The 22,208-nt window shown below is 65.3% G+C and carries 16 protein-coding genes and 1 tRNA gene; 6 read left to right on the forward strand and 11 right to left on the reverse strand.

What is annotated here, in order from left to right; all coding sequences use genetic code 11:
- Window positions 1-135: 135 nt before the first annotated feature.
- On the reverse strand, window positions 136-1,404 hold the full coding sequence (locus AB0B66_RS07850) for a PQQ-binding-like beta-propeller repeat protein (protein WP_360524607.1): 1,269 nt from the start codon (window positions 1,402-1,404) through the stop codon (window positions 136-138).
- Window positions 1,401-1,925 carry a SigE family RNA polymerase sigma factor gene (locus AB0B66_RS07855; RefSeq protein WP_360524610.1) on the reverse strand — a complete coding sequence of 175 codons (525 nt, stop codon included), beginning with the start codon at window positions 1,923-1,925 and terminating at the stop codon, window positions 1,401-1,403. Before AB0B66_RS07855 ends, AB0B66_RS07850 begins: the two co-directional genes overlap by 4 nt.
- Window positions 1,926-2,503: 578 nt before the next feature.
- On the opposite strand from AB0B66_RS07855, the gene AB0B66_RS07860 reads away from it, so the two are divergent.
- Together AB0B66_RS07860 and AB0B66_RS07865 are read left to right on the forward strand one after the other, a co-directional pair.
- Entirely contained in the window at window positions 2,504-2,650 is a 147-nt protein-coding gene (locus AB0B66_RS07860) for a hypothetical protein (protein WP_360524613.1), read from the forward strand.
- Between the two features lie 85 nt (window positions 2,651-2,735).
- Window positions 2,736-5,693 carry a glycoside hydrolase family 2 TIM barrel-domain containing protein gene (locus AB0B66_RS07865; protein WP_360524616.1) on the forward strand — a complete coding sequence of 986 codons (2,958 nt, stop codon included), beginning with the start codon at window positions 2,736-2,738 and terminating at the stop codon, window positions 5,691-5,693.
- A 106-nt stretch (window positions 5,694-5,799) separates the two neighbouring features.
- Here AB0B66_RS07865 and AB0B66_RS07870 read toward each other — a convergent pair whose 3' ends face one another.
- Window positions 5,800-6,363 carry an ATP-binding protein gene (locus tag AB0B66_RS07870; RefSeq protein ID WP_360524619.1) on the reverse strand — a complete coding sequence of 188 codons (564 nt, stop codon included), beginning with the start codon at window positions 6,361-6,363 and terminating at the stop codon, window positions 5,800-5,802.
- Between the two features lie 138 nt (window positions 6,364-6,501).
- Between AB0B66_RS07870 and AB0B66_RS07875 the strand changes: the two genes are divergently transcribed.
- A tRNA-Leu gene (locus AB0B66_RS07875) sits at window positions 6,502-6,585 on the forward strand.
- A 2-nt stretch (window positions 6,586-6,587) separates the two neighbouring features.
- Here AB0B66_RS07875 and AB0B66_RS07880 read toward each other — a convergent pair.
- Window positions 6,588-8,081: a recombinase family protein gene (locus AB0B66_RS07880; RefSeq protein WP_360525246.1), complete on the reverse strand. Its 1,494-nt coding sequence runs from the start codon at window positions 8,079-8,081 to the stop codon at window positions 6,588-6,590.
- Window positions 8,082-8,501: 420 nt separating this feature from the next.
- Between AB0B66_RS07880 and AB0B66_RS07885 the strand changes: the two genes are divergently transcribed.
- Entirely contained in the window at window positions 8,502-9,302 is an 801-nt protein-coding gene (locus AB0B66_RS07885) for a hypothetical protein (RefSeq protein ID WP_360524622.1), read from the forward strand.
- A 67-nt stretch (window positions 9,303-9,369) separates the two neighbouring features.
- Window positions 9,370-10,320, forward strand: a complete 951-nt coding sequence (locus tag AB0B66_RS07890) for a DUF4365 domain-containing protein (protein ID WP_360524625.1) — start codon at window positions 9,370-9,372, stop codon at window positions 10,318-10,320.
- Window positions 10,321-10,332: 12 nt separating this feature from the next.
- Here AB0B66_RS07890 and AB0B66_RS07895 read toward each other — a convergent pair whose 3' ends face one another.
- The 3 genes from AB0B66_RS07895 to AB0B66_RS07905 form a co-directional block, all read right to left on the reverse strand.
- Entirely contained in the window at window positions 10,333-11,841 is a 1,509-nt protein-coding gene (locus tag AB0B66_RS07895) for a UvrD-helicase domain-containing protein (protein ID WP_360524628.1), read from the reverse strand.
- Window positions 11,841-13,805 carry an AAA family ATPase gene (locus tag AB0B66_RS07900; RefSeq protein WP_360524631.1) on the reverse strand — a complete coding sequence of 655 codons (1,965 nt, stop codon included), beginning with the start codon at window positions 13,803-13,805 and terminating at the stop codon, window positions 11,841-11,843. Before AB0B66_RS07900 ends, AB0B66_RS07895 begins: the two co-directional genes overlap by 1 nt.
- A 259-nt stretch (window positions 13,806-14,064) precedes the next feature.
- The gene (locus AB0B66_RS07905; protein WP_360524634.1) at window positions 14,065-14,241 is read right to left on the reverse strand and encodes a hypothetical protein; all 177 of its coding nucleotides are present in this window, start codon (window positions 14,239-14,241) and stop codon (window positions 14,065-14,067) included.
- Between the two features lie 224 nt (window positions 14,242-14,465).
- Here AB0B66_RS07905 and AB0B66_RS07910 point away from each other — a divergent pair, with 224 nt between their 5' ends.
- Window positions 14,466-14,783, forward strand: coding sequence for a transposase family protein (locus AB0B66_RS07910; RefSeq protein ID WP_360525249.1), 318 nt, complete (start codon window positions 14,466-14,468; stop codon window positions 14,781-14,783).
- An 82-nt stretch (window positions 14,784-14,865) separates the two neighbouring features.
- Here AB0B66_RS07910 and AB0B66_RS07915 read toward each other — a convergent pair whose 3' ends face one another.
- The 4 genes from AB0B66_RS07915 to AB0B66_RS07930 form a co-directional block, all read right to left on the reverse strand.
- Entirely contained in the window at window positions 14,866-15,087 is a 222-nt protein-coding gene (locus tag AB0B66_RS07915; RefSeq protein WP_360524637.1) for a hypothetical protein, read from the reverse strand.
- Between the two features lie 159 nt (window positions 15,088-15,246).
- Window positions 15,247-17,670: an RNaseH domain-containing protein gene (locus tag AB0B66_RS07920; protein ID WP_360524640.1), complete on the reverse strand. Its 2,424-nt coding sequence runs from the start codon at window positions 17,668-17,670 to the stop codon at window positions 15,247-15,249.
- Complete coding sequence (locus AB0B66_RS07925) at window positions 17,667-20,876, reverse strand: hypothetical protein (RefSeq protein ID WP_360524643.1); 3,210 nt, start codon at window positions 20,874-20,876, stop codon at window positions 17,667-17,669. Before AB0B66_RS07925 ends, AB0B66_RS07920 begins: the two co-directional genes overlap by 4 nt.
- Window positions 20,873-22,057 carry a hypothetical protein gene (locus tag AB0B66_RS07930; protein WP_360524646.1) on the reverse strand — a complete coding sequence of 395 codons (1,185 nt, stop codon included), beginning with the start codon at window positions 22,055-22,057 and terminating at the stop codon, window positions 20,873-20,875. Before AB0B66_RS07930 ends, AB0B66_RS07925 begins: the two co-directional genes overlap by 4 nt.
- Window positions 22,058-22,208: the final 151 nt, after the last annotated feature.

Here is a 22,208-nt window from a genome sequence, read left to right on the forward strand (position 1 = left end):
GCCCGTGTGTCTAAAATCTTTGACATATCGACGGTACGCCAGAGCGTCGCGGCGAGTCAAATATTCTTTACATCACCTGCCGGGGTGGCCCGTCACCGCAGCCCTGAATCGGCGCTCCCGGCTCGGCCGGGCAGATCAGGTCCCGCGCAGCCAGTCGCGGACGGCATGCCGGGGCCCGCGCCGTGACAGCAGGACGACCACCGCCACCGCCACCAGCGTCAACGCCCACCCCGGCAGCCGCAGAGGCGGCCGTGGGCCGGGATCGGCCGCCCCCGGCACGCGCGGCTCGGCGCTGATGCGCACGGTGGCGACGTCGAGCTCGTAGACGGTGTCGGGCGCGGTCAGCAGTACGCGGGGCTGGTCGCCCAGTTCGTACAGCCGCTGATTGCCGACGATGGCCAGGGCCGTGTCGTCGCGCCAGCCGACGACCTCGATCAAGGGTGTCTTCTCGCGGCCCACCCGCACCGCCCCGTCCACGCCGGGCAGCGCGGGCATGGCCGCGCCCGAGGACGCGTCCAGCGGCAGCAGCCGACCCCGCGCGTCCGACAGCAGCAGTCGCCGCCCGTCCGGGGTCCACGCGGCCCGGCCCGCGAGCTGCCCGGCGACCTGCGCGCGCCAGGCGACGGTCCCGTCGCGGCGGTACGCGGTGACCTGGTCGCGCTGCTGGACGGCGAGCATCGACCCGTCGGGTGACAGGGCGGCGCGCAGTTCGCGGTACAGGCCCGGCAGCGGGGTGAGCGGGACCTGCCACAGCTTTCGCCCGTCGGGCATGGACACGACGGTGATGTGGCCGCCGATGGGGTCGTCGCCGGACGCGTCGCCGTCGTAGCGGGCCAGTGCCGCCAGAGTGCCGTCGGGTGACCAGGTCAGCGGTGCGCCGGCGTCGAGGGTGGCCACGTCGCCGGTGGCCACGTCCAGCAGCCGGCTGCGGTGGCTGCCGGTGGATCCCCACCGGGCCATGAGCACATACCGGCCGTCCGGGGAGAGCAGGATCGTGTTGGTCGACTCGGACGCGAAGGTCCATTCGGGCCGGTCGTACCCGCGGTAGCGGTCGTCGCCGCCGACGACGGTCAGCGGGGAGTTCTCACCGGGCAGGAACTGGTCGGCGGTCGCGTACACGGCCAGCGCGCGGGGCAGTGGCGCGTCGTCGAGTGCGGCCGTGCCCGCCGGTGGTGATACCAGGACGGTGGGGAGCTGGTCGATTCCCGGTTCGGCCGGCTCCGGTGGGTTCGGCCGCCATCCGGGAAGGGCGATGCCGCCGGCGATGAGCAGGGTCGTGACGGCGGCGAGGGCGGCCAGGCGGCGTCGCCGGGCGCGGCGGGCGCGGGCGTACAGCCCGGACGGTATGCGCATGGCGGCGTTGTCGGCGACGTCGTGCATGATGCGGCCCAGTTCGGTCGTCACCGGGTCACCGCCGATCTGGGCTGGTCCCCGACCAGGGTGGCCAGGTGCGGGTTGAGTTCTCGCAGCCGTGCCAGGGCGTGGCGGGTCTGGCTCTTGACGGTGCCGACGGCGCAGGAGAGCTGCTCGGCGGTCTGTGATTCGCTGAGGTCCTCGTAGAAGCGCAGGACCAGCACGGCGCGCTGTTTCGGGGTGAGGCGGCGCAGGGCGTCGTCGAGGACCAGGCGCAGGTCCTGGTCGGTGGGTGCGGCGGCAAGGGTGGGCGGCTCGTCGGTGAGGGTCTCGGGTGGGCGGCGTCTGAGGGTGCGCCACCAGGACACGGACTGGGTGAACAGGATGCGGCGTACGTACGCCTCGGGGTCGTCGATCCTCGCCCAGCGGACGGCGGCTCGGCACAGTGCAGCCTGCAGCAGGTCCTCGGCGTCCTCGCGGTGCCCGGTGAGCAGGTATGCGATCTTGGCCAGTGCCGCCGAGCGCCCCGCCACGAACTCCTCGAAGGAAGCCTGTGTCTGCCGCGTGTCCATCAACACCTCCTGCTTACTCAGACGCCCGCCACCGGGGCTGTGGAGGGAGGGAACCTATCGCGTTGATGAGCCGCCGCGGTCGTGCGGCGGGCTCGGGTTCTGGCGAGGCGGTGCGAGCGTGCCGGTCGCGTGAGTGTCCGCTGCCGGCGGTACCGTGCGGCCGTGGACGGGGACGCGTTCGAGGCGGCGTGGCACAACGGCGGATGCCGCGCCCTGGCCGAGCTGGCCGCCGCGCATCCGGGTGAGCGGCTGTACGCCGCGGCGTTCCATCTCTTCTACGGCGACGGCACGCAGATCCTGCCGCCCGGCCCTGGCCGCCAACGCCGAGTCGGCGGTCCGGCATCACGACGGGTACTCGACACGGTTCGCCGCACCGGAGTGGCGGTGGAGTGTCGTGGACGCCGCGAGCGACCGGATGCGCCCGTGGTATCGGCACCTCGCCGACGAGTTCCTGACGCCCGCGCACGGTGCCGATGAGGTGGCCGAGGCGTTGGGTGCACTCGAGGCAGCACACGACGCCGCCATGGCCAGGGTCTGCATGGCGATGACCGCAACCGCTCGCCGCGGCCGGATCCACGGTGCCCCCGGCCGGCTTCTTCGTCGCCATCCTCGAAAGCCGGCGCGGAGACGCCGAAGCCGGCCTGATCCGTGCGAGCGTCGAGCCCCACATCGTCGATGCCGCGCCCGGACTGGCCGAGTATCTCCGAGAGATCGAGACGCAGTGACGGCCGGCCGACCGGACCTTGCCAGGACCGGTCTCGCGCGCGGTTCTTGTTGACATCTGATGGATGTTGTTGGAATCTGTCCGGCGTGCGATACCTGGAGACGATCTCGACGGGATACGGGGCGCTGCCGCCCCGCGCCAACCCGGCCACCGACGCCGCTCGCCTGAGCCTCAACGGCACCTGGCGGTTCCGGTTGACGCCCACCGCCGACACCCCCGCCGACTTCGCCGACCCGGCCTTCTCCGACAGCGGCTGGGACGTGATCGCCGTGCCGTCGCACTGGTCCCTGCAGCGCCGCGACGGCAGCTGGGGCAACCCGATCTACACCAACGTGCGCTACCCGATCCCCGTCGACCCGCCGTACGTGCCCACCGACAACCCGACCGGCGACCACCGGCTCACCTTCGACCTGCCCGGCGGCTGGCCCGGCGGCGACGCGCTGCTGCGCTTCGACGGCATCGACTCGTGCGGGCGGATCTGGCTCAACGGCACCGAACTCGGTGTCGCCTTCGGCAGCCGGCTGCCCAGTGAGTTCGCCGTCGGGCACCTGCTGCGCCCGACCGGCAACGTCCTGGCCGTGCGCGTGCACCAGTGGTCGGCCGGCACGTACGTCGAAGACCAGGACATGTGGTGGCTGCCCGGCATCTTCCGCGACGTCACCCTGCTCGCCCGCCCCGACGGCGGGCTGACCGACGTGCGCGTGCACGCCGGATACGACCACCGCACCGGCCTGGGCACCCTGCGCGTCGACACCGCCGACGGCGCCGTGCTGACCTGCCCTGAGCTCGGCCTGTCGGCGGCGCCCGCCGGATTCGCGATCGAGGTGCCGGTGACGCCGTGGACCGCCGAGACGCCGCACCTGTACCGGGTCGAGGTCGCCAACGGTGTTGAGCGGGCCGTGGTGGCCGTCGGGTTCCGCACCGTCGTGATCGAGGACGGGCTGTTCAAAGTCAACGGGCGGGCGGTGCTGTTCCGGGGCGTCAACCGGCACGAGTTCGACCCCGACCACGGCCGCGTCGTCAGCGAAGACCTGATGCGCGCCGACCTGCGGCTGATGAAACAGCACAACATCAACGCGGTACGCGCCAGCCACTACCCGCCGCACCCGCGCTTTCTCGACCTGTGCGACGAGCTCGGCATGTGGGTGATCGACGAATGCGACCTGGAGACCCACGGGTTCGGGGAGAACGACTGGCGGCGCAACCCCACCGCCGACCCGGCCTGGCGTGACGCGCTCGTCGACCGGGCCGTGCGCATGGTCGCCCGCGACCGCAACCACCCGTCGATCATCATGTGGTCGCTGGGCAACGAGGCAGGCGTCGGCGACAACCTCGGCCACATGGCCGCCGCGATCCGGGCCCTCGACGACACCCGGCCCCTGCACTACGAAGGCGACCGCGACTGCCGGCACACCGACGTGTACAGCCGCATGTACGCCCACCACGACGAGGTCGAACTCATCGGCCGCCGCGAAGAACCGCCGCTCGACGACCCTGAGCTCGACGCCCGCCGCCGCGCCATGCCGTTCATCCAGTGCGAGTACGCCCACGCCATGGGCAACGGCCCCGGCGGACTGCACGAATACCAGCAGCTGTTCGAACGCCACGACCGGCTGCACGGCGGGTTCGTCTGGGAGTGGATCGACCACGGTATCCGGTCACGGACCCCCGACGGGCGGGAGTTCCACGCCTACGGCGGCGACTTCGGCGAAGAACTCCACGACGGCAACTTCATCTGCGACGGACTGGTCTTCCCCGACCGGACGCCGTCACCGGGGCTACTCGAATACAAGAAGGTCATCGAACCGATCCGCATCACCGACGCCGGACCCGGCATGTTCACGATCGAGAACCGACACGACTTCGCCGACCTCACCGGCCTGACCCTGCGCTGGACGTACGAGATCGACGGCATCGAACACGCGGCCGGTGAGCTGCCGTGCCCGCAGTTGGCGGCGGGCGGGTCCGCCACCGTCGCATTGCCCGCGGCCGGCGTGCCGGGTGTCGGCGGGGGAGCAGGGACCGCATCGGCGACCGCGGGTGAGGCGTGGTGGACGGTGCGAGCCCTGCTGACAGAGGACGCGGCCTGGGCCACCGCTGGACATGAGATCGCCTGGGGCCAGTGGCTCGCCGTGGATGCCTCCGCCCAGGTCAACGGGGCCAAAGCGACAGGACTGGCGCTCGACGGCATCGCACCCGTCGAGATCAAAAGCGATGTAGCGCCGGTCGGGATCGACGAAACCGGGGCCGGGTTCGGTGTGCCGCGGGCGGCACGGTTCGACGAGCGCGGGCGGCTGGTGGAGATCGGCGGGATCGGGCTGGTGGCGCCGCGGGTCGACCTGTGGCGGGCGCCGACGGACAACGACGCCCATGCCCTGGCGGCGCAGTGGCGGCACGCAGGCCTGCACCGGGTACATGAGCGCACCGTCGGCGTCACCGCCGACGGCGACGCCCTGGTCGTGCGCACCCGTGTCGCCGCGGCCGCGACCGACACCGGGCTGCTGGTCACCTACCGGTGGAGCGAAACCGGCGACATGCTGCGGTTGCAGCTCGACATCACCCCCGACGGCATCTGGACCGTGCCGCTGCCCCGACTCGGGCTCCGCCTCGGCCTGCCCGCCGCGTACGACCAGGTTGAATGGTTCGGACGGGGACCAGGCGAGGCCTACGCCGACACCCGGCTTGCCGCCCGAGTCGGCCGATTCACCAGCACCGTCGACGCCATGCAGACGCCGTACATCTACCCGCAGGAAAACGGGTCCCGGCTCGACGTAGGGTGGGCGAGCGTGACCGACGCCACCGGTGCCGGGCTGCGGATCGAGGGCCGGTCGCCGTTCCAGTTCACGGCCCGGCGGTGGACCAGCGAGCAGCTCGACGCCGCCCGGCACCTGACCGATCTGGCGCCCGGTGAACACGTGTGGGTGAACGTCGACCTGGCCCAGCACGGCATCGGCAGCAACTCCTGCGGCCCCGCCGTACTGCCCGAGCACGAACTGCACGCCGCCCCGGTCGCCGTCACGGTGGTGTTCACTCCGCTTCGGTGACCGGCACACCCCTCTGCGCTCGCGCGTGCGGTGTGCCTAAAGGTGCTTGGTGGCGCTCATCGGGGTGCTGACATGCGTTGGGTGTGGCCTTGGGGCGTGTGCTGGATCACTGGTGCAGGAGGACCTTGAGCTGGGTCTCCAACGGTTCGGCGCCGGCGCGGTTGTCGACGGTCAGGTGCGGGACCGGGGGTTCGATCCCGGCTCGGATCTGCTCGGTGAAGGCGTCGAAGCCGGCCAGTTTCTGGGCGTCGCGGGGCAGCCCCCGGGCGTGCAGGCGGGCGTGCAGGGTCGTGGGATCCGTGCGGATCCAGACCAGGTGCACCGGGTCGCCGCCGAGCTCGGTCACCCACGCCGCCCAGCGGTCTGGATCATGGATCTGGCCGGTGAACGGGGCGTCCAGCAGCACAGGGCAGCCGTGGGAGCGGATCAGGCGGGCGGCGGCCGTCATGCCGCCGTACTCGTGGATCTTGATGTGCTCGTCGTACCAGGGGCCTTCGCGCTCGCCGTGCGGACGGCCCGCGGCCTCCAGGGTGGCGGCGACGAAGCCGCCGTAGAGGACGTCCTTGTCGAGCAGGGCCGGGACCGGGTCCAGGGCTGCGAGGAGCAGTCGGGACACGGTGCTCTTGCCTGCACCTGGAGGGCCGGCTACGACCCATACGGCGGCGTTCACGCCCGGAGACTACCGACACCGGTAACCCGATGTGCGTGATCAACGGGGAGCGTGTATCGTTGTGGCTCGTGCGGCTGACGCCGGACACCAGCGGAGATGTGCCTCCGAAGGTGGCCCGGGGAAGGTCGGACACCACCGGTCCGGGTGGCGGAATGGCAGACGCGCTAGCTTGAGGTGCTAGTGCCCGTATAGGGCGTGGGGGTTCAAGTCCCCCCTCGGACACGTTATTGTCCCACGGTCTCAATCGACGCTACCCGATCTCCGGGTGGCGTCTTTGCCGTTTGGCGGGGTGTGCGCTGCTTGGGGATCGGTGACATTCGTGGCGGGTCGTTCTTGACGACGACATTGCCGTCGATCTCGAGCCGCCAGGTGTGGTGATCGCACCAGATGATCAGCTGGTGGGCCTCCAGGATGGTGACCAGTTCGACGGGGGTGATCCCGGCCTGTTCGAGGAAGGCCATGGCCTGGTCTTCGCGGGCGTAAACGTTCTTGATCGGCCGCTGCCAGCGGGTTCGTGAACTAGTGCGTCCGTGCCGGCAGCGGTGCGCGGGACGGCAGCGGCTCCAGTGCGGCTCCAGTTTCCGGCCGCAGGGTTCGCAGCCGAACAGGCCGGTCATCGCGAATTCGTGGACGGCGGCGTTGGCGGTGGCGTGCATGTCCTGAGCAGCGATGAAATCAGCCTCGCTGACCAGCGGCTCGTGCACGACGTCGTTGGAGATCGTCCATTGGTTGACCTTGCTCCACCGGGACACCTCGGCGTGGCCGAGCGGGTCGTCGGCCCGGTCCAGGCTGCCGTGATCGGTGTGCTGCCGGTTCCACACCTGCCGGCCGGTGTAGCGAGGGTTAGCCAGGATCGAAGCGACTGTCCGCAGGGTCCAGCCGGCGCCGGTGCGGTGCGGGTTGCGTTGCGGGTCGTGCGCGGACGGGCACGCGGCGCCTTGCTCGTTGAGGCTGACCGTGATCGCGGCCATGCTCCATCCGGCGAGCCGCTGGGCGAACATCCACGACACTGTCGGGGCGGTGACCGGATCGGGGGCGTAGCGATGCAGCCGACGTCCCCAGCGTGCGTGCGCCTTGTTCGGGTGCGGTCCGGCGTCGACGATCAGATATCCGTAGGGCGGCCGGCCTCCTACTGTGCGACCTTGCTCGATCACCTGGGCCTGCATCGCCGCCTTGACGCGGAAGCGGGCTCGTTGCACCTCGCGTTTGGAGTGGACGCCGAGCAGCTTCAGTAACGACGCATGTACCGGATCTTGAATGTTGACGGGGCCGCCGAGTTCGGGCAGCCATACCGCCACGCCGTGCGCTTGGAAGATCGGCATCAGTTCCAGCAGCTGGTCGCCGTAGAAGGCGCGCTCGAACTCGCCGACCACCACCGCGTCGAAGCTGCGGTCCGGACTCATGACCGCGGCGAGCAGTTTCGCCGCCTCGGGGCGGCTCTTCCAGCCACGGGAGCGGGTGAAACCCCGGTCGACGAACTCGACCACGATGATCCCATGGCCGGCGATCAGGTCCACGGCCATCGCCCTCTGCCAACCGGCGGATGACTCGAAGTCCTGGAATCTGTCCGTGGACATTCGGCCGTAGAACGCGAACCGGATGCGATACATGGGTGAAAGCGCGTCGGGGTGACGGTGTTGCCAGCTGGCTTTGTGATCCTTGCGTGAGACCCAGGTGCGCAGCAGGTCCCGGCCACCGTCACCGCCAGATGGCTCCATGTCGTTCACCGCCTTCGCTCAAGCGCTGAGTCCAGGATCCCGTCTCCTGTGGCGTTCGAGAAGGTGGGCGTGCTTGAGTGCACTCGACAGGGCTCGGCATGCGCCCGATCGTGGGATGCGATATTCGCTGAGTCAGCCCGCCATGTCACCCAGACGGGGCCAGCGAAACCCAGACTTCGGCCCTCTGCAGTCAAATGATGTAATCACAGCAGCCGGGCGATTCTCGCGATCATCAAAGGCCGCGTTGTACGCGGCCCAACAGGTTTTAGGCATGAATCTCCGAGCATATAGGTAATAAATTCCCACGGCGCATGGCGGCCTTTGGCCGGGCGCCACCGCGGCAAGGGGGCCAGCGTGCGAAGGGTTGTGCCATCCAGCGAGGCAAGAGGCCCGGGTGACGGCAACAAACGGTACCGTCCGATGATCATGGACTTCGATGCTCGCGCGAACATCCTGAGCACCGAAATCAGCGACGATTGGGCACCGCAGATTCGCGACCAGTGGCGTCAGAACATCGACAACCTACATCAGGAGCTTGCCGCAGAATTCGGTCAACGTGACTTCGCCTCCAAGCTTCAAAATTTTCGGGAGCTGGGAGCCAAGCCATTCTCAGTTTTGGCGTACCACAATATTTTCCTAGACCAAGCACGATCCGCGTTTGTCATGGGTGCCTATTATCCGGCTTTAGTGGCCGCATGCACTTTGGGTGAGAGAATTTTGAACCATCTCGTGATAAAGCTCCGTGATGACTTCAAATCATCACCCCATTATAAGAATGTCTACCGGAAAGACTCCTTCGACAACTGGCCGAAGATGATTGACGCGCTCGCTGACTGGAAAGTTCTGCTACCTGACGTAGTTCGAAACTTCGCCAAGCTCAATGCTCGACGTAACGAATCCGTTCATTTTCGTCACGGCCTTGATCGCGAAACGCGAGCACCTGCACTTGAGGCCATACAGCTACTTGGGGCAATAATCCAACAGCAGTTTACAGCTTTAGGTGGAAGCTCATGGTTCATTGCAGGAACTCCGGGTATGTCCTTTCTGCGCCGCGATGTCGAGACTCTGCCGTTTGTTCGTTTGGTCTTTATCCCGAACAGCTACTTGGTGTCAAGTCGGCATCAGATGCATCTCACGTCTAACGGCCTGCTCGTCACTGATGAGGTCCATGAATCTGCCAGAGATCTGACGGATGCGCAGTTCGCCTTAGGTGAGGTTTAGCTTATTTTGCCGACTCTTGGTCATTCGCCGGGCTGGAAGCCCGAGCGGGCCGAGTTTAAGCTGTGCTGTGCGCAGGATTAGCTCATCGCAGACAGCCGTTGTCGGCGTCACCGTTACTCAGCTTGCAGTACAAGATTCACTTGGTTGGGTGTTCCGCGAGCAGCCATTGGAAGACTTCGGGATCGACGCTCACGTTGAGGTAGTTGACGCAAACCGTGCCACCGGCAAACTGCTGGCGTTGCAGATCAAGAGTGGCGAGTCATACTTCAGATATAAGAGTCCAGATGGGTGGTGGTATCGGCCAGATGCCGACCATGTCAAATATTGGACTAATCACAGTTTGCCAGTGGTAGTAGTAATCGTTGACTCGGAGTCGAGGCAGTGCTATTGGCAGTTGGTCAATACGAAGACATTAACAAGATCAAAGAGTGGTGCCTGGAAAATAAATATCCCTAGGTCAAATGTTCTCGACGAAAAGACATGTCGCCCATGGCTGGATGCGACAGCCGGCGATCCGTATGTGCTTCGAATTCGCGAAATGCAGCTCGCCATTCCGTGGATGCGTATCCTTTCGGCAGGCGATCGTCTAATCGTAGACATCGAAGAATGGATCAATAAGACCTCCGGGCGTGGCTCGATTGTTCTCAGCGTCGATCGTCGGGACGGGAACCCTCCAACACGCCTGGCAAGTTGGGGCGTCTACCTAGGAACACGGGATTACATGGAAGCCGTGCCAGGCATGTTCCGATGGGCGGACGTCATACTCCATCCCGAGACGTATGCGTTTGAAGACTTTGATCGGGGTCCGTTCGTTGAAATTGACGGCGAAAGGCTGGTCATGCTCGCAGACGGCAACTGGCACTCAGTCGACGAAATCCCTACGCTTCGGCCATATCGTAACGGGGCTGGTGAAGTCGACTTCTATCGACTTGAACTAGTTCTCAATGATTTGAGGCGTGGGCTTCTGACTGTAGACCAGTTCGCCCGGACTGGCGATCGGCAACTGATTCCAAAATAGCTTCGCGTCGGACTATATTTCTTCGGTGCGGGTTCGCGCCCGTGTACATGCGACGTACAGCTGACGATGCTTTTCCTGAGTGGGATCGAGCCCGTCGCTAAGTTGGTCTCGCTCAGGTCCGGTAAGCCGAACTCCGACACAGTCCCACTCCCGCCCTTTCGCCTGGTGGATGGTGAGCCCCGGGATGAGCCGTCCCGCATGTCCAAGGCGGGGGCGTAGCTGATCCAAACGTTTTGTATAGTTCGCATGTATATTTGGAAAAGCGCGCGGGCTGAATAACTTCACAGCTTTAACCAACCGCGTATATGCGCATATTAGAGCAGGCTTACCTGGTTCTGCCAGGATATCCAAAATGGCCTGGAACTCTCCACTGAGCGCCACCAGCGCTTCACGTTCGGTGATGCGCAGTACCGTAAGAGCGTCACCGACGTATGTGGCGTTTTCGCCAAAGGCGCTGCGCGTGTAGTGGTTAAGGAGCAGAGTGGCAGCTGCCTCAGGTGGGGTGCCATTAGCCGATCCGAAAGCTAGTGGCAGAACCTGTGCCCCGGTAGCCCAAAGATCTTTCCATACGCACGCTAGAACGACATCAACCTCGCTGAGAGGTGACATGGATCGTGGCGATAGTGAGACACCGCAACGATTCCGAAGGTCGCGGGCCAATGCAAGCTGACTATCGCTGCGCCACCTGAATGATTGGCTGAGAGGCATCGATTTAACGTTAGTTGATTTGATGAGAGCTGGCACCGCGTCCGGTCGTGCGCCGCGAAATGCGTAAAGAGCTTGCCAAGGATCACCGATCATCGTTACTGATATGCCAGCGTCGAGCGCCAGCTTCAGAATTGCGATATCGAGCTCGTTCGCGTCGAACACTTCGTCAACGATGAGGGCCTTGATGGTAGTACGGACCCTTTCAATGAGTAATGTTGCCATGGCCGGCTGTGCAACTGCTTGGCTCAGTACGCTGCGAACGTCCTCGTGCGTACATCGGCCAGCAGCAATCACTTGGGTGAAGGAGGCAAATCCGACCCGGCTCCTTCCTTCCGCAACTTCCAGGTCGCAGGTCACCTGGGCCCCGACTAGACGAAGGACGCATTTGCGAAAGGTCCAAGACGACTCAGCGAGGACCGTCCAACTATCATGCACCTCAAGCAGGCGGTGGTCGCCAGGCCAAATTATTGCGCCGGTGCTAAGTAGGTGAAGCACCAAATCATGTACGAGCGTGTCTAGCGTAATGATCCGATGAGGCCATCGAACCGCCGTCGGGCCCCATAGTTGTCTGACCCGACGCTGTAGCTCCCAGGTAGCCGACCGCGTGAAGCTCACGGCCGTAACGCTTCGGTCATCTATTTGTGCGCCGATAGGCGACATCGGCGCGAACCGTAGCGCCCCGAATCGTTGTGCTGCCACGGTAGTCTTGCCAGATCCGGGAAAGGCTTCGATATAGAGTCGCGCGACCTCGGCAGTCGCTGCGAGCACTTGCTCGTCAGTCAGTCGAGCGATACCCGGATCGATCGCAGTCATCAGTTCGATACTCCCGACTCGGCTTCCGACGACGTGCTCTCGGCAGCAGCCTGGCTGTCGTCGCCGTAGAGAAAATCGAAGAGAGACTGCAGATGATCTGGCAGGATCACCTGCACGTCACCTTTGCTGCGTATCTGGTCCAGCTGGTCGGCCATGGCCAATGCGAACTCGGCCTTTCGCTTCTTCCCTGGACCCGCCGGCGAAGCCGGCCGACCCTCCTTCGCCTTCTGCGCGCTGCGAAAGAGATCGTGTACCGCTTCCGCGGTCAGCGGGCTGGGCACGTCCAACCCGCATTCACGTAGAGCTGCTTCTACGATCGTCTCGTTGCCGACCGTGACGGCAGGCTCAAGAGTCGGATGGCTGTGGAACACACGGACAACCGCTGGATCGTGTGCCGCCAACCAAACAGGCATTGTCGGAGTCTGATCGAACGCTTTGTCGCTGTCGCTGAGTACGGCGAGGCGTTCACACAACTCGTGGTCCTTTGTCGCGAGTAGACGGACTGGCCAGGAGCCCACGCGCGTACCCATGGCGACAATGCTTAGGGCGTCTACGAAGGCTTGCTTGTCCGGATCCGATCCTGCCCAGACGAAGCCGAACTCTCGGATAACAGCAGATTCTGTGACGCCTTCGACGAGAACTAACCTTTCGGCGTAGAGGGATGCCGAGCGGGTGGAGTCAAGGTGGAGCCGGGCCATGCGTAACACGGTCTTGCGATCTTCGATGGGAATCCCGGCCACAGCTCTTGCGGTGCGACGTCCATCAGCAAGCCGACGCAGCACCACGATCTCATCCGGTCGACCGGTAGTGATGATGTCGCTTGCATGGCTCGACAGGATAACCTGCAGCTCAGGGCGCGCCGCCACAACTTTTCGCAGGTACCGTACAAGCGAGTGCTGCAGTTGTGGATGAAGGTGGGCCTCGGGCTCCTCGATCACTATCGTCGCGTGGAACGGCTCGTTCGGAAAGAACGAGTCCGCCTGGGAGTCAGCCTCTGCCTTCGACTGCGTGAGCAGTTCGCGCGCCCTCTCGGCCGTGTCACCGACTGCGTCCTCACTCGCTGCGTGCGATGGAGAATCCGTGGCAGAGGACGCATCTGGCTGGTTTTCGGAAAGCTCGGTGGATCCGTCGGGCAGACCTTCGCCACGTTTGGCCGGATCTGGGATGGCGGCCAGAACCACCGCCATGTGCAGTAGGTTTACGTAACCCAACGCGGAGACTTCGAGCGGTCGAGCGTTCGTTCTTCCTTCAAGAAATGCGAGCATGAGTTCAAGCACTCTTGCGAGATACGCGTCATCAATGACTTGGCCGCGAACATAAGGCCACTGGCGGCTGACGCCCGCCGTGAGGGACCCCAGATGTGAGGTAATACGCTCCTCTACAGCAGCTATAAGGCCATCGCGGGCTAGGGCCTCCAGCAACCTGGAAGCGCTGGCCCGAAGCGAGACCAAGCTCGTCAGTCCGCTGATGCGTTGCTGCTGTGCCCTGAGGAGTTCGACCAGAATGCGGGCCTCCCTGCGCGCCAGTTCGTCGACTGGATTACGCCATGCAGGTAGGTAGATAAAGCGAAACTTCTCGATTGCTGGATGAGTCAAGGACGTTGAAGCCTGAACTGTCCCTAGATCTCGGGCGAGAGTCCTGCTCCAGGACGCTGCAAGCGTGCCCGGCGCAGGCGCGCCGCCCTCTCGTTGCAGCTGGCTTCCGAGGAGCCCCTCAAGCGCGGCATCCCCCTCGAAGCGGTACTCGACGTCCACGCCGCAGGGACCCGGGCCCAGTGCCGCCGCAGTTATCCTGGGCAATCGTGGGAATACTTTGGCGTGACCGAAGTAGGCCGCATCGCAAATGGTCGACTTGCCAGCTCCGTTGGCGCCAACCAGGATCGAAAATCGGCCCGGGAAGGCAACGTCAATTTCCTCGTCGCCACTAGCCCGGAAACCACGCACCGTGAGTCTGCTGAGATACACCGTCGACATTTTCCAGGATGAGCGGCAAGTCCTCAAATTCTCCGCGTTGCGAGCTTTTTTCATTTGTAGTCGTATGGCTCAGGTGTCCTTAATATTTCAGGGTTGGACGATCCAGCCAATCCAACACGGGCAGACCGACGGCCGCCGGTCCGGCGATCATCTTCGGCATCCAGCCTGGCGAGTCCGTCTCACGCGCGACCAGCAGCCCGGCCGCCGCCGCTTGTGCCGCCCCGTCGGCTGAACAGCCGTCGGCCAGCAGTCATGCGCCCGCGACGTCGCTGTCGGCGGCCCGCGCGAGCTGGCCTGTCCGCGGCCGGCGCAGCTCGGCCGAGGCAAGGTGCTCGCAGAAGTCCCTGCGGAAGGCCAACTGCCTCGTGGCGCCGTCGGCAAAGACCCGCTGCGGCGTCGTGAACACCTCCCGCACCGCCCCGGTCACCGAGACTCGTCGAGCGTCACCGCAGCGCCATCAGCTCGCAGCTGCTCGGCGTGGCAAGGCGACGATCCTGGACGGCAATGATCATCGCGATGTTCCGGGTGCGCTGGACCAGCGCCCACAAACTGTGGTGGGTGCACCGTAAGCGCACCTACGGCGTCACCTGCAGGCCCTCGCGAGTGAGAAAGGGACCCTGCTGTTGATCTCCGACGGCTGTCCGGCTCGACCTGACCGCCGCACGCCGACACGGTGTGGTCGACGCCGCCGTCCGCCACGGCCTGCAGTTCTGGGCCGACCGCAGCTACCAGGGTGAGGCACCCACCCTGGTCACTCCGGTCCGTGCCGGTAAGGACAGGCCGCTGATCCCAGCCGCGGCTGCGTACAACCGTCGCCACGCGGCAGTCCGCGCACCTGGCGAACGCGGCTTCGCAACGCTCAAGTGCTGGCAGATCCTCTCCCGGTCCGCTGCACCGTCAGCAAGACCGACACCATCGCGCGGGCCATCCAGGCCCTACACCAAACCACATCGATGCCGATCAGGATGAAATGACCTCTGTAAACCATGGCTAACGGCGATGTAGCGGAGCTCTGCTTCAACGTCTAAGTGCCGGGACCAAGGGTGCGCGATCAGAGATACTGTTTGAGCCAGTCGGGAATGCTCGGATCGTCAACCCTCCACGATTCTACGACCGTCTCGTCCTCCTGCCAGGTATTTTCTGTGCCATCGAAGAACTTCTGCCTGTGGCACTTGTACTTGACGACGGTGTCACCTTCGAGCCGGTACTCGTTCCAGTAGTAGTTCTGCTTCCCGTGGCCGTTCCGCTCCCGGGTTGTGTAGATCGTCGTCATGGATGCCGAGTGTAGCTAAGACGGCAGTGGGACGCCGCTGCACCTTGGTCACGGTGTTCGATAAGGGGGACGCCGATGGCTACCGGCTGGCACCATCATTCGCGTTGTCGGTGCAGACCAGGCGGATGATGGTCGTCAGATTCAGGTCCAAGGGCCGGACTAGAGGAGTCGGTCAGGGTGATCAGCCAATACTTGCTCGGCGAGGTGGAGAGGAGCTGGCCGTGATGTCCGCCCATCCCAGGCCAGCGGGTTTCCGCATAGACGGGCGCTCAGGGCGGCCAGCTGCTGGGGCGTGAAGGCACCGCATTGCATGATCAGAAACTCGGTCATGGTCATCGCGTGCCAGTTGGTGCGTAGGGTCTTGGCGTCTTCGAGCTCGAAGCGAGTCAGCCGGTGCCCTGCTCGGACCGCTGAGTCGAACGCCTGATCAGTACGAGATCGATTTACCAGGTAGTAGGCCTCTGCTGTAGACCCAGCCAGTTTGTAAAGCTTGGTGCTGCCCGGTACCTGGTTCGGGTCTTTGGCGGGTCGTGCGTTTTCGTCGCGCACTGGGCGTGGAAGGTCGCCGTCGTCGGTGTTGTTGACGCGTACGACCGAGATACCGTCGAGCGCGGGCATGCTGAGGTGGGGGAGGGCGCCCGGGTCGCGCATACCTTGGTGCTTGTTGGCGAGGCCCTTCCAGACGTTTCGGCTGCCGTAGCCGTCGACGAAGATGACGATGGGTATGTCGGGGTAGCGAATGCGCAGTTGGTTGAGTGCGCGTTCGCCGTACTCGCCGGCGGCTTGGTCTCGTTGGTCTTTGTCGCGCTGGTCGAAGGCAGTTAACCGAGTCCCGTGGTGGGCGGCAATCGCTACGGCAAGGTCGTTCCAACCGCCCGCCAGAGGGTGGTAGCCGAGCATCTGCCAGGGGCGGTCTTTGCCGTCGGTGACCAGCGCGGTAAGGCTGATCATGCGCTTGGCGGGCCGGTTTTCGGTACGGCTGGAGAGGCCGACGACGACGCAGGGGAGGTGGCTGAGAGGATCGGTGAAGACTGCAGACGGGCGGACCGAGGTCAGGCCCGCGGCGCGCAGGAGATCCTTGACAGCGGCCTGGCCTGGGTAGTCGGTGGCGTCGGGTTTGTTGCCAGCTGAGGCCGGGTCCAGGCCTTGCGTAAGGCTTCCGCGGGCCGCCAAAGCTTGACGGAGCTGGCGCTTGGGGTCGTCTGCGGGCTTGCCTTTCGTCGCGCGGGCCTTGTCGGTCTGTATCAACACTAGGTGGCGGCCGTCCTTCGGCGCGGTGCGGCGAAGCTCGTCGACGAGGCCGATTCGGTCGTCACTGGCTCCGGGCTCGAGCAGGTCTTCGGCGCGCGCGGAGGCGAAGGCGACTGTGAGCGCGCCGTCGAACAGCATTGCCGAGGGGCTCTGTAGCTCACTGTCGGCGACCCCGAGCGTGGCGGCGATGGCCCGGGCAGCCCGCGTTCGGTGAGCGTCGTCGGCGTAGACGACGCTCAGGTGAAGCGGGGTGCCGTGCTCCGTGATCGGCTCTACCAGCGGGGCCGGAGCCTGTTCCCGGGCGGCCTTGGTGGGGATTGTCACGTCAATTGACTGGATCTTGGGGTATTCGAGTGTCACGGGTTTTGCGCACAGGCGTTCTTCGGCGTGCTGCCTGAGAAGTTCGAGGAATCTACGTCCAGGGCCGGTTCCGACGGGGTGGCGGTCGGGAGTGGTGCGGTGACGGGCTCGTACCAGGTGCGGCCTGTGCATGAGGTCGTCGTTGGTGAATGAGGATAGGGCGCCCTGGATGGTGAAAGAGTCGACCAGTTTCGGCAGCGTCCCGGTGATGAGCCGTTTGCCTTCGCCTGCGTAGCGGTGGGCAGCATGCATGATCATCGCGTTTTCGTCGGCGGTGATCCATGCCGTGTCGGAGTTGCCACCGAAGCCGGTCACGCGGCTGATGTGGGCGTCGAGGCCAAGGAGCAGGTGTGGGTAGCCGGGCAGGGTGATCGGTGTGAGGCTTATGGAGTGCAGGGCTTGCTCGCCGCGGGGCTCGTTCTTCGGTAGCGGGTGGTTGAACGCGACAAGGCGGCCTTCTGTGTCGGGTCGGAGGGTGAGCACCTCGCCGTTGGGGAGCTTCATGTTGCCCTTGAGCAGTTCGACGGCATGCCAGGTGGCGAGCTCGTATGCCCAGGGCTCGACGTCGAGGTTGCCCAGTTTGTTGACGGCTGCGAGATGCCTCGCGATCTCGATGCGGCGGGGGCGGGCGTTTAGGAGGATTGGTGCGAGTCGATTCTCGAAGGGTGCCTTGTGGGTGGTGGCCAGGTCCTCTTCGAAGGTCTTGAAAAGTTTGGCAACGATATCCGGGTCGGCTTGCCTGCGTGTCACGACGAGCGTGCCTGCGTCCTTGGGACCTTTTCGGATGGCGGCGTAATCGTTGAGCACGTACCGCAGTGCGGCGGTGAGGTCGTAGTAGGGGAGGCTCTTCGGCTCGCGGGTGTAGCGGCGCTGAAGGTCGCGCCAGGCGTCGTTGAGTTCGTCACTCAGGATGTAGCCGTAGACGGCAGGTGCCATCTCGGGGGTGTAGGGAAACGCTAGAGTGATCATCATCGGTTCCGATCGGTGAGGTCGGCGAACTGCAGGAACGCATCGAGGGTGTCGCCGTAGAGGGCGTTGACCTGGTCGAGGACGCCGGTATCGAGCCAGTGTTTGTGAAGCATGCGCAGCAGGGACGGGAAGTCGCTTCCTGGTGCGGTGCCGCCGCGGTGGAAGGCGTTGTCGACCAGATGCAACGTGGTATCGGTGCCGCCACGTCGGGCGCGACCTGCGAGCTGGATTAGGTCGGTGAGGATGTCCGCGAAGATCGACATCCGAACCGTTTCGGGTAGGCGCCCGAATGCCGGGTTCGACTTGTTGATCAGCTCGAGGTGGTTGGCTGCGTACTGGTGACGGGTGTCGAGTTCCTTCCGGGGGTCGTCGGAGGGTCTGCGGTTGCGACGGGCGTAGGCGCCGGTGTGCGCGACCAGCGCGGCTGGCTCGTCGATGAGCTTCACCGGCCGCACACAGACCCAGATCGAGTCGAGCGCCGAGCGGCTGCCCACAACGATGTTCAGTCCCCGGGCGACCCTGGCGAACGGGGAGATAAGCACGTCACGGCCCGTGTCGGGGAATGCGCGTAGCCGGGTGGCAGGGAGGGCGAGGACGTCGTCGGGGATCTGCAGGCTGTGGGCGGCGCCATCTGCGGGCACTGCCACTGCGACGCGGGTGCGTTGGGCTCCACCGCTGATGAGGCCACGGCACAGGTCGGTGGCCTGCTGGTAGGAGTTCGTCACCAGCAGGACGCGTGCTCGCTGCTGCCGGGCCGGGTCCGGGTGCTCCTGCAAGCTTTGCAGGCGTGCTTCGAGGACCTGCTCCCACAGCAAGGCGCCGATGTCGGACAGCAGTTGGGCTTTGCGGCTGCGATGCGCTCCCGATACGGTTATAGACCTGCCGGTGTTCCGGTCGTTTACCGACGAGCTGGCGACGGTCAGCGTGCCCATCCCAGTGGTCGCGTCGTCAGGGTAGTACCAGCTGACGTCGGCGTGCACATGCGTGGTGGGCGCACCGGGCAGGAACGCAGTGGCCGAAAGGCCCAGCACGATCTTCGGCGTGCCGGTGAGGGCCGGGGCAGTGGTGATACCGAGTTCGGCGGTGTAGGCGTGCGGGTCACCGGAGATGATCTCGGCGTTGAGCTGACGATCACTGGGGTCGGCAGGATCACCGGTGACCGCGAACCCGAACACCGCTCGGCCCATGGGGCCTTCGGGCGTCGCTTGCCACGACGAACCGCGGTCGAGCGCGGCTTCGACGTCGTCGGCCAGCCGCATACCGCAGTCACGCATCAGCGGCAGTAACTGCTCCAGGGCAGCCAGGTCGCGCTGGATGTCGCCGAGGAATGCTCGCCGTAGCAGTAGCTGGGCGGTCTCCAACGGTTCGCGGACCCCGGCTTCCCCGAGTTTGGCCAGCGCTTCGACGATGTCCTGGCGCCGCTGCTCGATGCGGTCGGCAGCCGGATCCTCCGAGACGACCAGGCGCAGCTGGTGGCGCAGGGTGTCCCACCCGTCGGGCAGCTCATCGGGATCGCGATGGTGGAAGAGAGCTTCGAAGAACCTCAGCTGCTCGTCGGAAGGGCGGTCTTCGAGTTCGTCGAGGCCGAACAGGCGGCACGCGAGCAGGTTGTCCCAGCGTCGGGGCAGCTGAAGTCGTTGCTGGCGCTTGCTGAACGGGTCCTGCGGGTCGATGAACTCGTTGACGACGGCCGCCAGGTATCGCTCGGGCAAGTAGCTGAGGCGGTTGATCACCCGTTGGAAGTCCAGCTCGAGTTCCGGCGGTACGTTGCGGGCCCAGACCTGTTCTTTGCGCTGGTCGTCGAGCTTGGTCAGCAAGAGTCGCTGTGTGTCGCGCCGAGCTAGGACCAGGGTTCGTCCGGACAGCCCGACGGCGTGCGCCTGGAAGGCGTCTATCTCATCGATCATGATGACGTCGGCGCGACGGGTCAGTAGCTCCTGGGCACTGATACGTCCACGAGCGCTACCGTCGACGTCGACCGGGATCGGCATCGAGCCTTCCTGGAAGTAGGCATGGTTGGCGATAATGACGCGCGCGGGTCCGGCCGCCTGCCGCCACGGGGCCCACTTCTCGCAGACCGAGATCAGTGGGCAGCGGAAGCGGCCCTCCTCGCCCGGCTGGTGCAGGTCGGTGCACGGTTCCTGGCCCGGCTGCCATTCGGCGTCGCCAGGCAGTAGGCACGAGTAACCCAGCTCCTGCCAGGTCCAGCGGGCTCGGGCAGAATCGCCCGGCGTCTCGTCGCTGCGGCGTATAGCGACCTCGACTAGCCGCCGGGAGGACATAAGTGCCGTGACTGGAACGTGTAGGTCTAGCGCGGCGATGTCGGCTCTGATGTCGGCCACCAGTTCCAGGGTGTTCTCGACATCCGGAGTCAGCAGCACGACCACTTTGCCGGCGGCGGCAAGGTGCACAGCCGCCACACGGGTGAAGACACTCTTGCCCGAGCCCGTCGGTGCGACGGCCAGATTCAGCGGCCCGGCATGCAAGGTGAGCTTGCTGATCCGGGCGCCGTCGCGCCCGCGCAGATGTACCAGGAACTTGCGCAGACTCTCGGCGAGGCTGAACCGCGAGTCGGGGCGCGCATGGTCGATAGCGGCGGCGGTGGCAAGTAGACCGTCGACATCGATGTCGATCTGCTGTGTGCCGCTGCTCCTATCGACCATGACAGGACTGTCAGATAGCGGGACTCGGGGGATGACATAGGTGCTCCGCCGGAACTCGTCGCGGGCCGTCGAGGTGAGGAAGACCGAGGATGAGTAACTGTCGCCGGCAGTGGCCGCTGGCGGCACGTACCAGCGGTCAGCGGCGGCGGTCTCCAGATCTGCCAGCGCCGTTGTGATCAGGTTATCGACAGGTACACCATCACCGATGAGTAGGAGGTCACCGAGCTGGGTGTAGCGTGAGGCACTCTGGCCTCGAAGATGTGCAGTCAGGCTGACCCGGAACCCACCTTCGCTGGCCAGCCGTCGCGGCCGCAGCGCAAGCAGGCGGTCGATCGCTGTGAGGTGCCCAGGGCTGAGGTCGTCGCGCCACCGGTCCCATACACCCATCTGGCCTGACAACAGGAACCGCGCGTCGCGGGGGTCAATGGCGGGGGCGCCGTCGTGTGCAGTGCGCGGCATGAGCGCCTCGGTTATGCCCAGCGCCAGCCGCAGCGCCGGGCCGGTCAATGGACGGAGATTCGATGCCTGCCGGTAGCGCCCGTTCACACCCCCACCGCCTTCCGCACCTGGGCGACGAACTCTGATGTGTGCATCGCGTACTTGCGGCCATTGCCGAGTTCCCGGCGCAGTCGCTCGTTGAGGAGCCGTACGTGTCTAGCGCGGTAGTCCGGCACCACTATCAGAAGCTTGGGGTCGTTGAGGACGTTGCGCCGCAGCAGTTCGGTGGCCAACCGGGCAGGATCGGCGTAGTCCTTCACGTCGATGTGCCACGACCTGCGCAGGCCGTCGGCACTGACATGCAGGTCGTAGCGGTCCGTGTGAGGCCACATCTGCACGTCGACCCCTTCAAGGGCCTGCAACAGGTCACGTAGCCGCAATTCCTCGCAGCCTGGGATCGTCGAGTACCGCCAGACCGGGCGCACCAGGCAGGCGTGCCGGTCGACCGTTGCCACGGTGACCTCGTTGCTGCCACCCAGGGCGAGCGAGCGTTGCTGGTTCCAGTTGCCCACGCCCGGGATCCGCCCTCGGGCGAGCCGGACTGGGATACGCCCAGTTGCCTTCTCATGCGGCAGATACATGCACGCCAGCTTGTTGACCTGCACACGCATGGGGTAGCGACAGATCGGGCAGCCATACCAGTACCGTTCGCCTTCATGGCTGACCCACGCCCATGCCGGGATCGCCTCAAACAATCCCTCACGCGGCAGCCCGGCGTCCTTCACCGCGTCGACGACAACGTGGGTCTTGCCCGACGCATATTTGATGACCGTCTCGCGCGCTCGGCAGTAGCCGTCCTGCGTGCCTGTGGACAGCAGATGTCCGTACAGCCAACCCTGCACCTTCTCCGCGCTCAGGGCCGCCAGTGACCATCCTGCAATATCAGATGGTGACAGCGAGGGCGCCAGGTGCTCCATCAGCAGGTCTGCTGCCGTGGCGCTGAGCGTGCCTTCCTCGATCAACAGCGCCTCGTCGCACTCTTCGCGAAGCGATGCCGGGAGCAGACGCGCGATCGGGCCGTGCAGCGCGTCGACGAAGTCGACCAACGGCAGCGCTACGCCGGCGTGCACGAGATGGGCAAGAGCTACAGTGGCATGCAGCCCGGCGACACGACGCCAGCGCAGCCCGATCGGCTCATCTGAGGTCCACACGTTGGCCGCGTGTGTCAAAGCCGTGATCGCCGCATCCCGGTCAGGATGCTTCACCTGCGCTTTCATGTTCTCCCTCATGGCAGAGAGTCACCCTAGGAGCGGCGGGCACCGGAGAGGCCGCACTGGTTGTGCGACCCGGCACACTGTCCACATCCGAAGGCATTCACGACGAAATAGACGACTCGACTGCTGTTGGCGGCCGATGTCGACATGCGCACGCTAGCAGAGT

The sequence above is a fragment of the Catellatospora sp. NPDC049111 genome (assembly GCF_040648615.1).
GTDB classification, from domain to species: Bacteria; Actinomycetota; Actinomycetes; order Mycobacteriales; family Micromonosporaceae; genus Catellatospora; species Catellatospora aurea.

Bases quoted from the DNA above. Each gene is read 5' to 3' on its own strand.
- AB0B66_RS07895 (WP_360524628.1), bottom strand. From the start codon at position 11,841: ATGACTGCGATCGATCCGGGTATCGCTCGACTGACTGACGAGCAAGTG.
- AB0B66_RS07885 (WP_360524622.1), top strand. From the start codon at position 8,502: ATGATCATGGACTTCGATGCTCGCGCGAACATCCTGAGCACCGAAATC.
- AB0B66_RS07915 (WP_360524637.1), bottom strand. From the start codon at position 15,087: ATGACGACGATCTACACAACCCGGGAGCGGAACGGCCACGGGAAGCAG.
- AB0B66_RS07920 (WP_360524640.1), bottom strand. From the start codon at position 17,670: ATGATGATCACTCTAGCGTTTCCCTACACCCCCGAGATGGCACCTGCC.
- AB0B66_RS07855 (WP_360524610.1), bottom strand. From the start codon at position 1,925: ATGGACACGCGGCAGACACAGGCTTCCTTCGAGGAGTTCGTGGCGGGG.
- AB0B66_RS07930 (WP_360524646.1), bottom strand. From the start codon at position 22,057: ATGAGGGAGAACATGAAAGCGCAGGTGAAGCATCCTGACCGGGATGCG.
- AB0B66_RS07880 (WP_360525246.1), bottom strand. From the start codon at position 8,081: ATGGAGCCATCTGGCGGTGACGGTGGCCGGGACCTGCTGCGCACCTGG.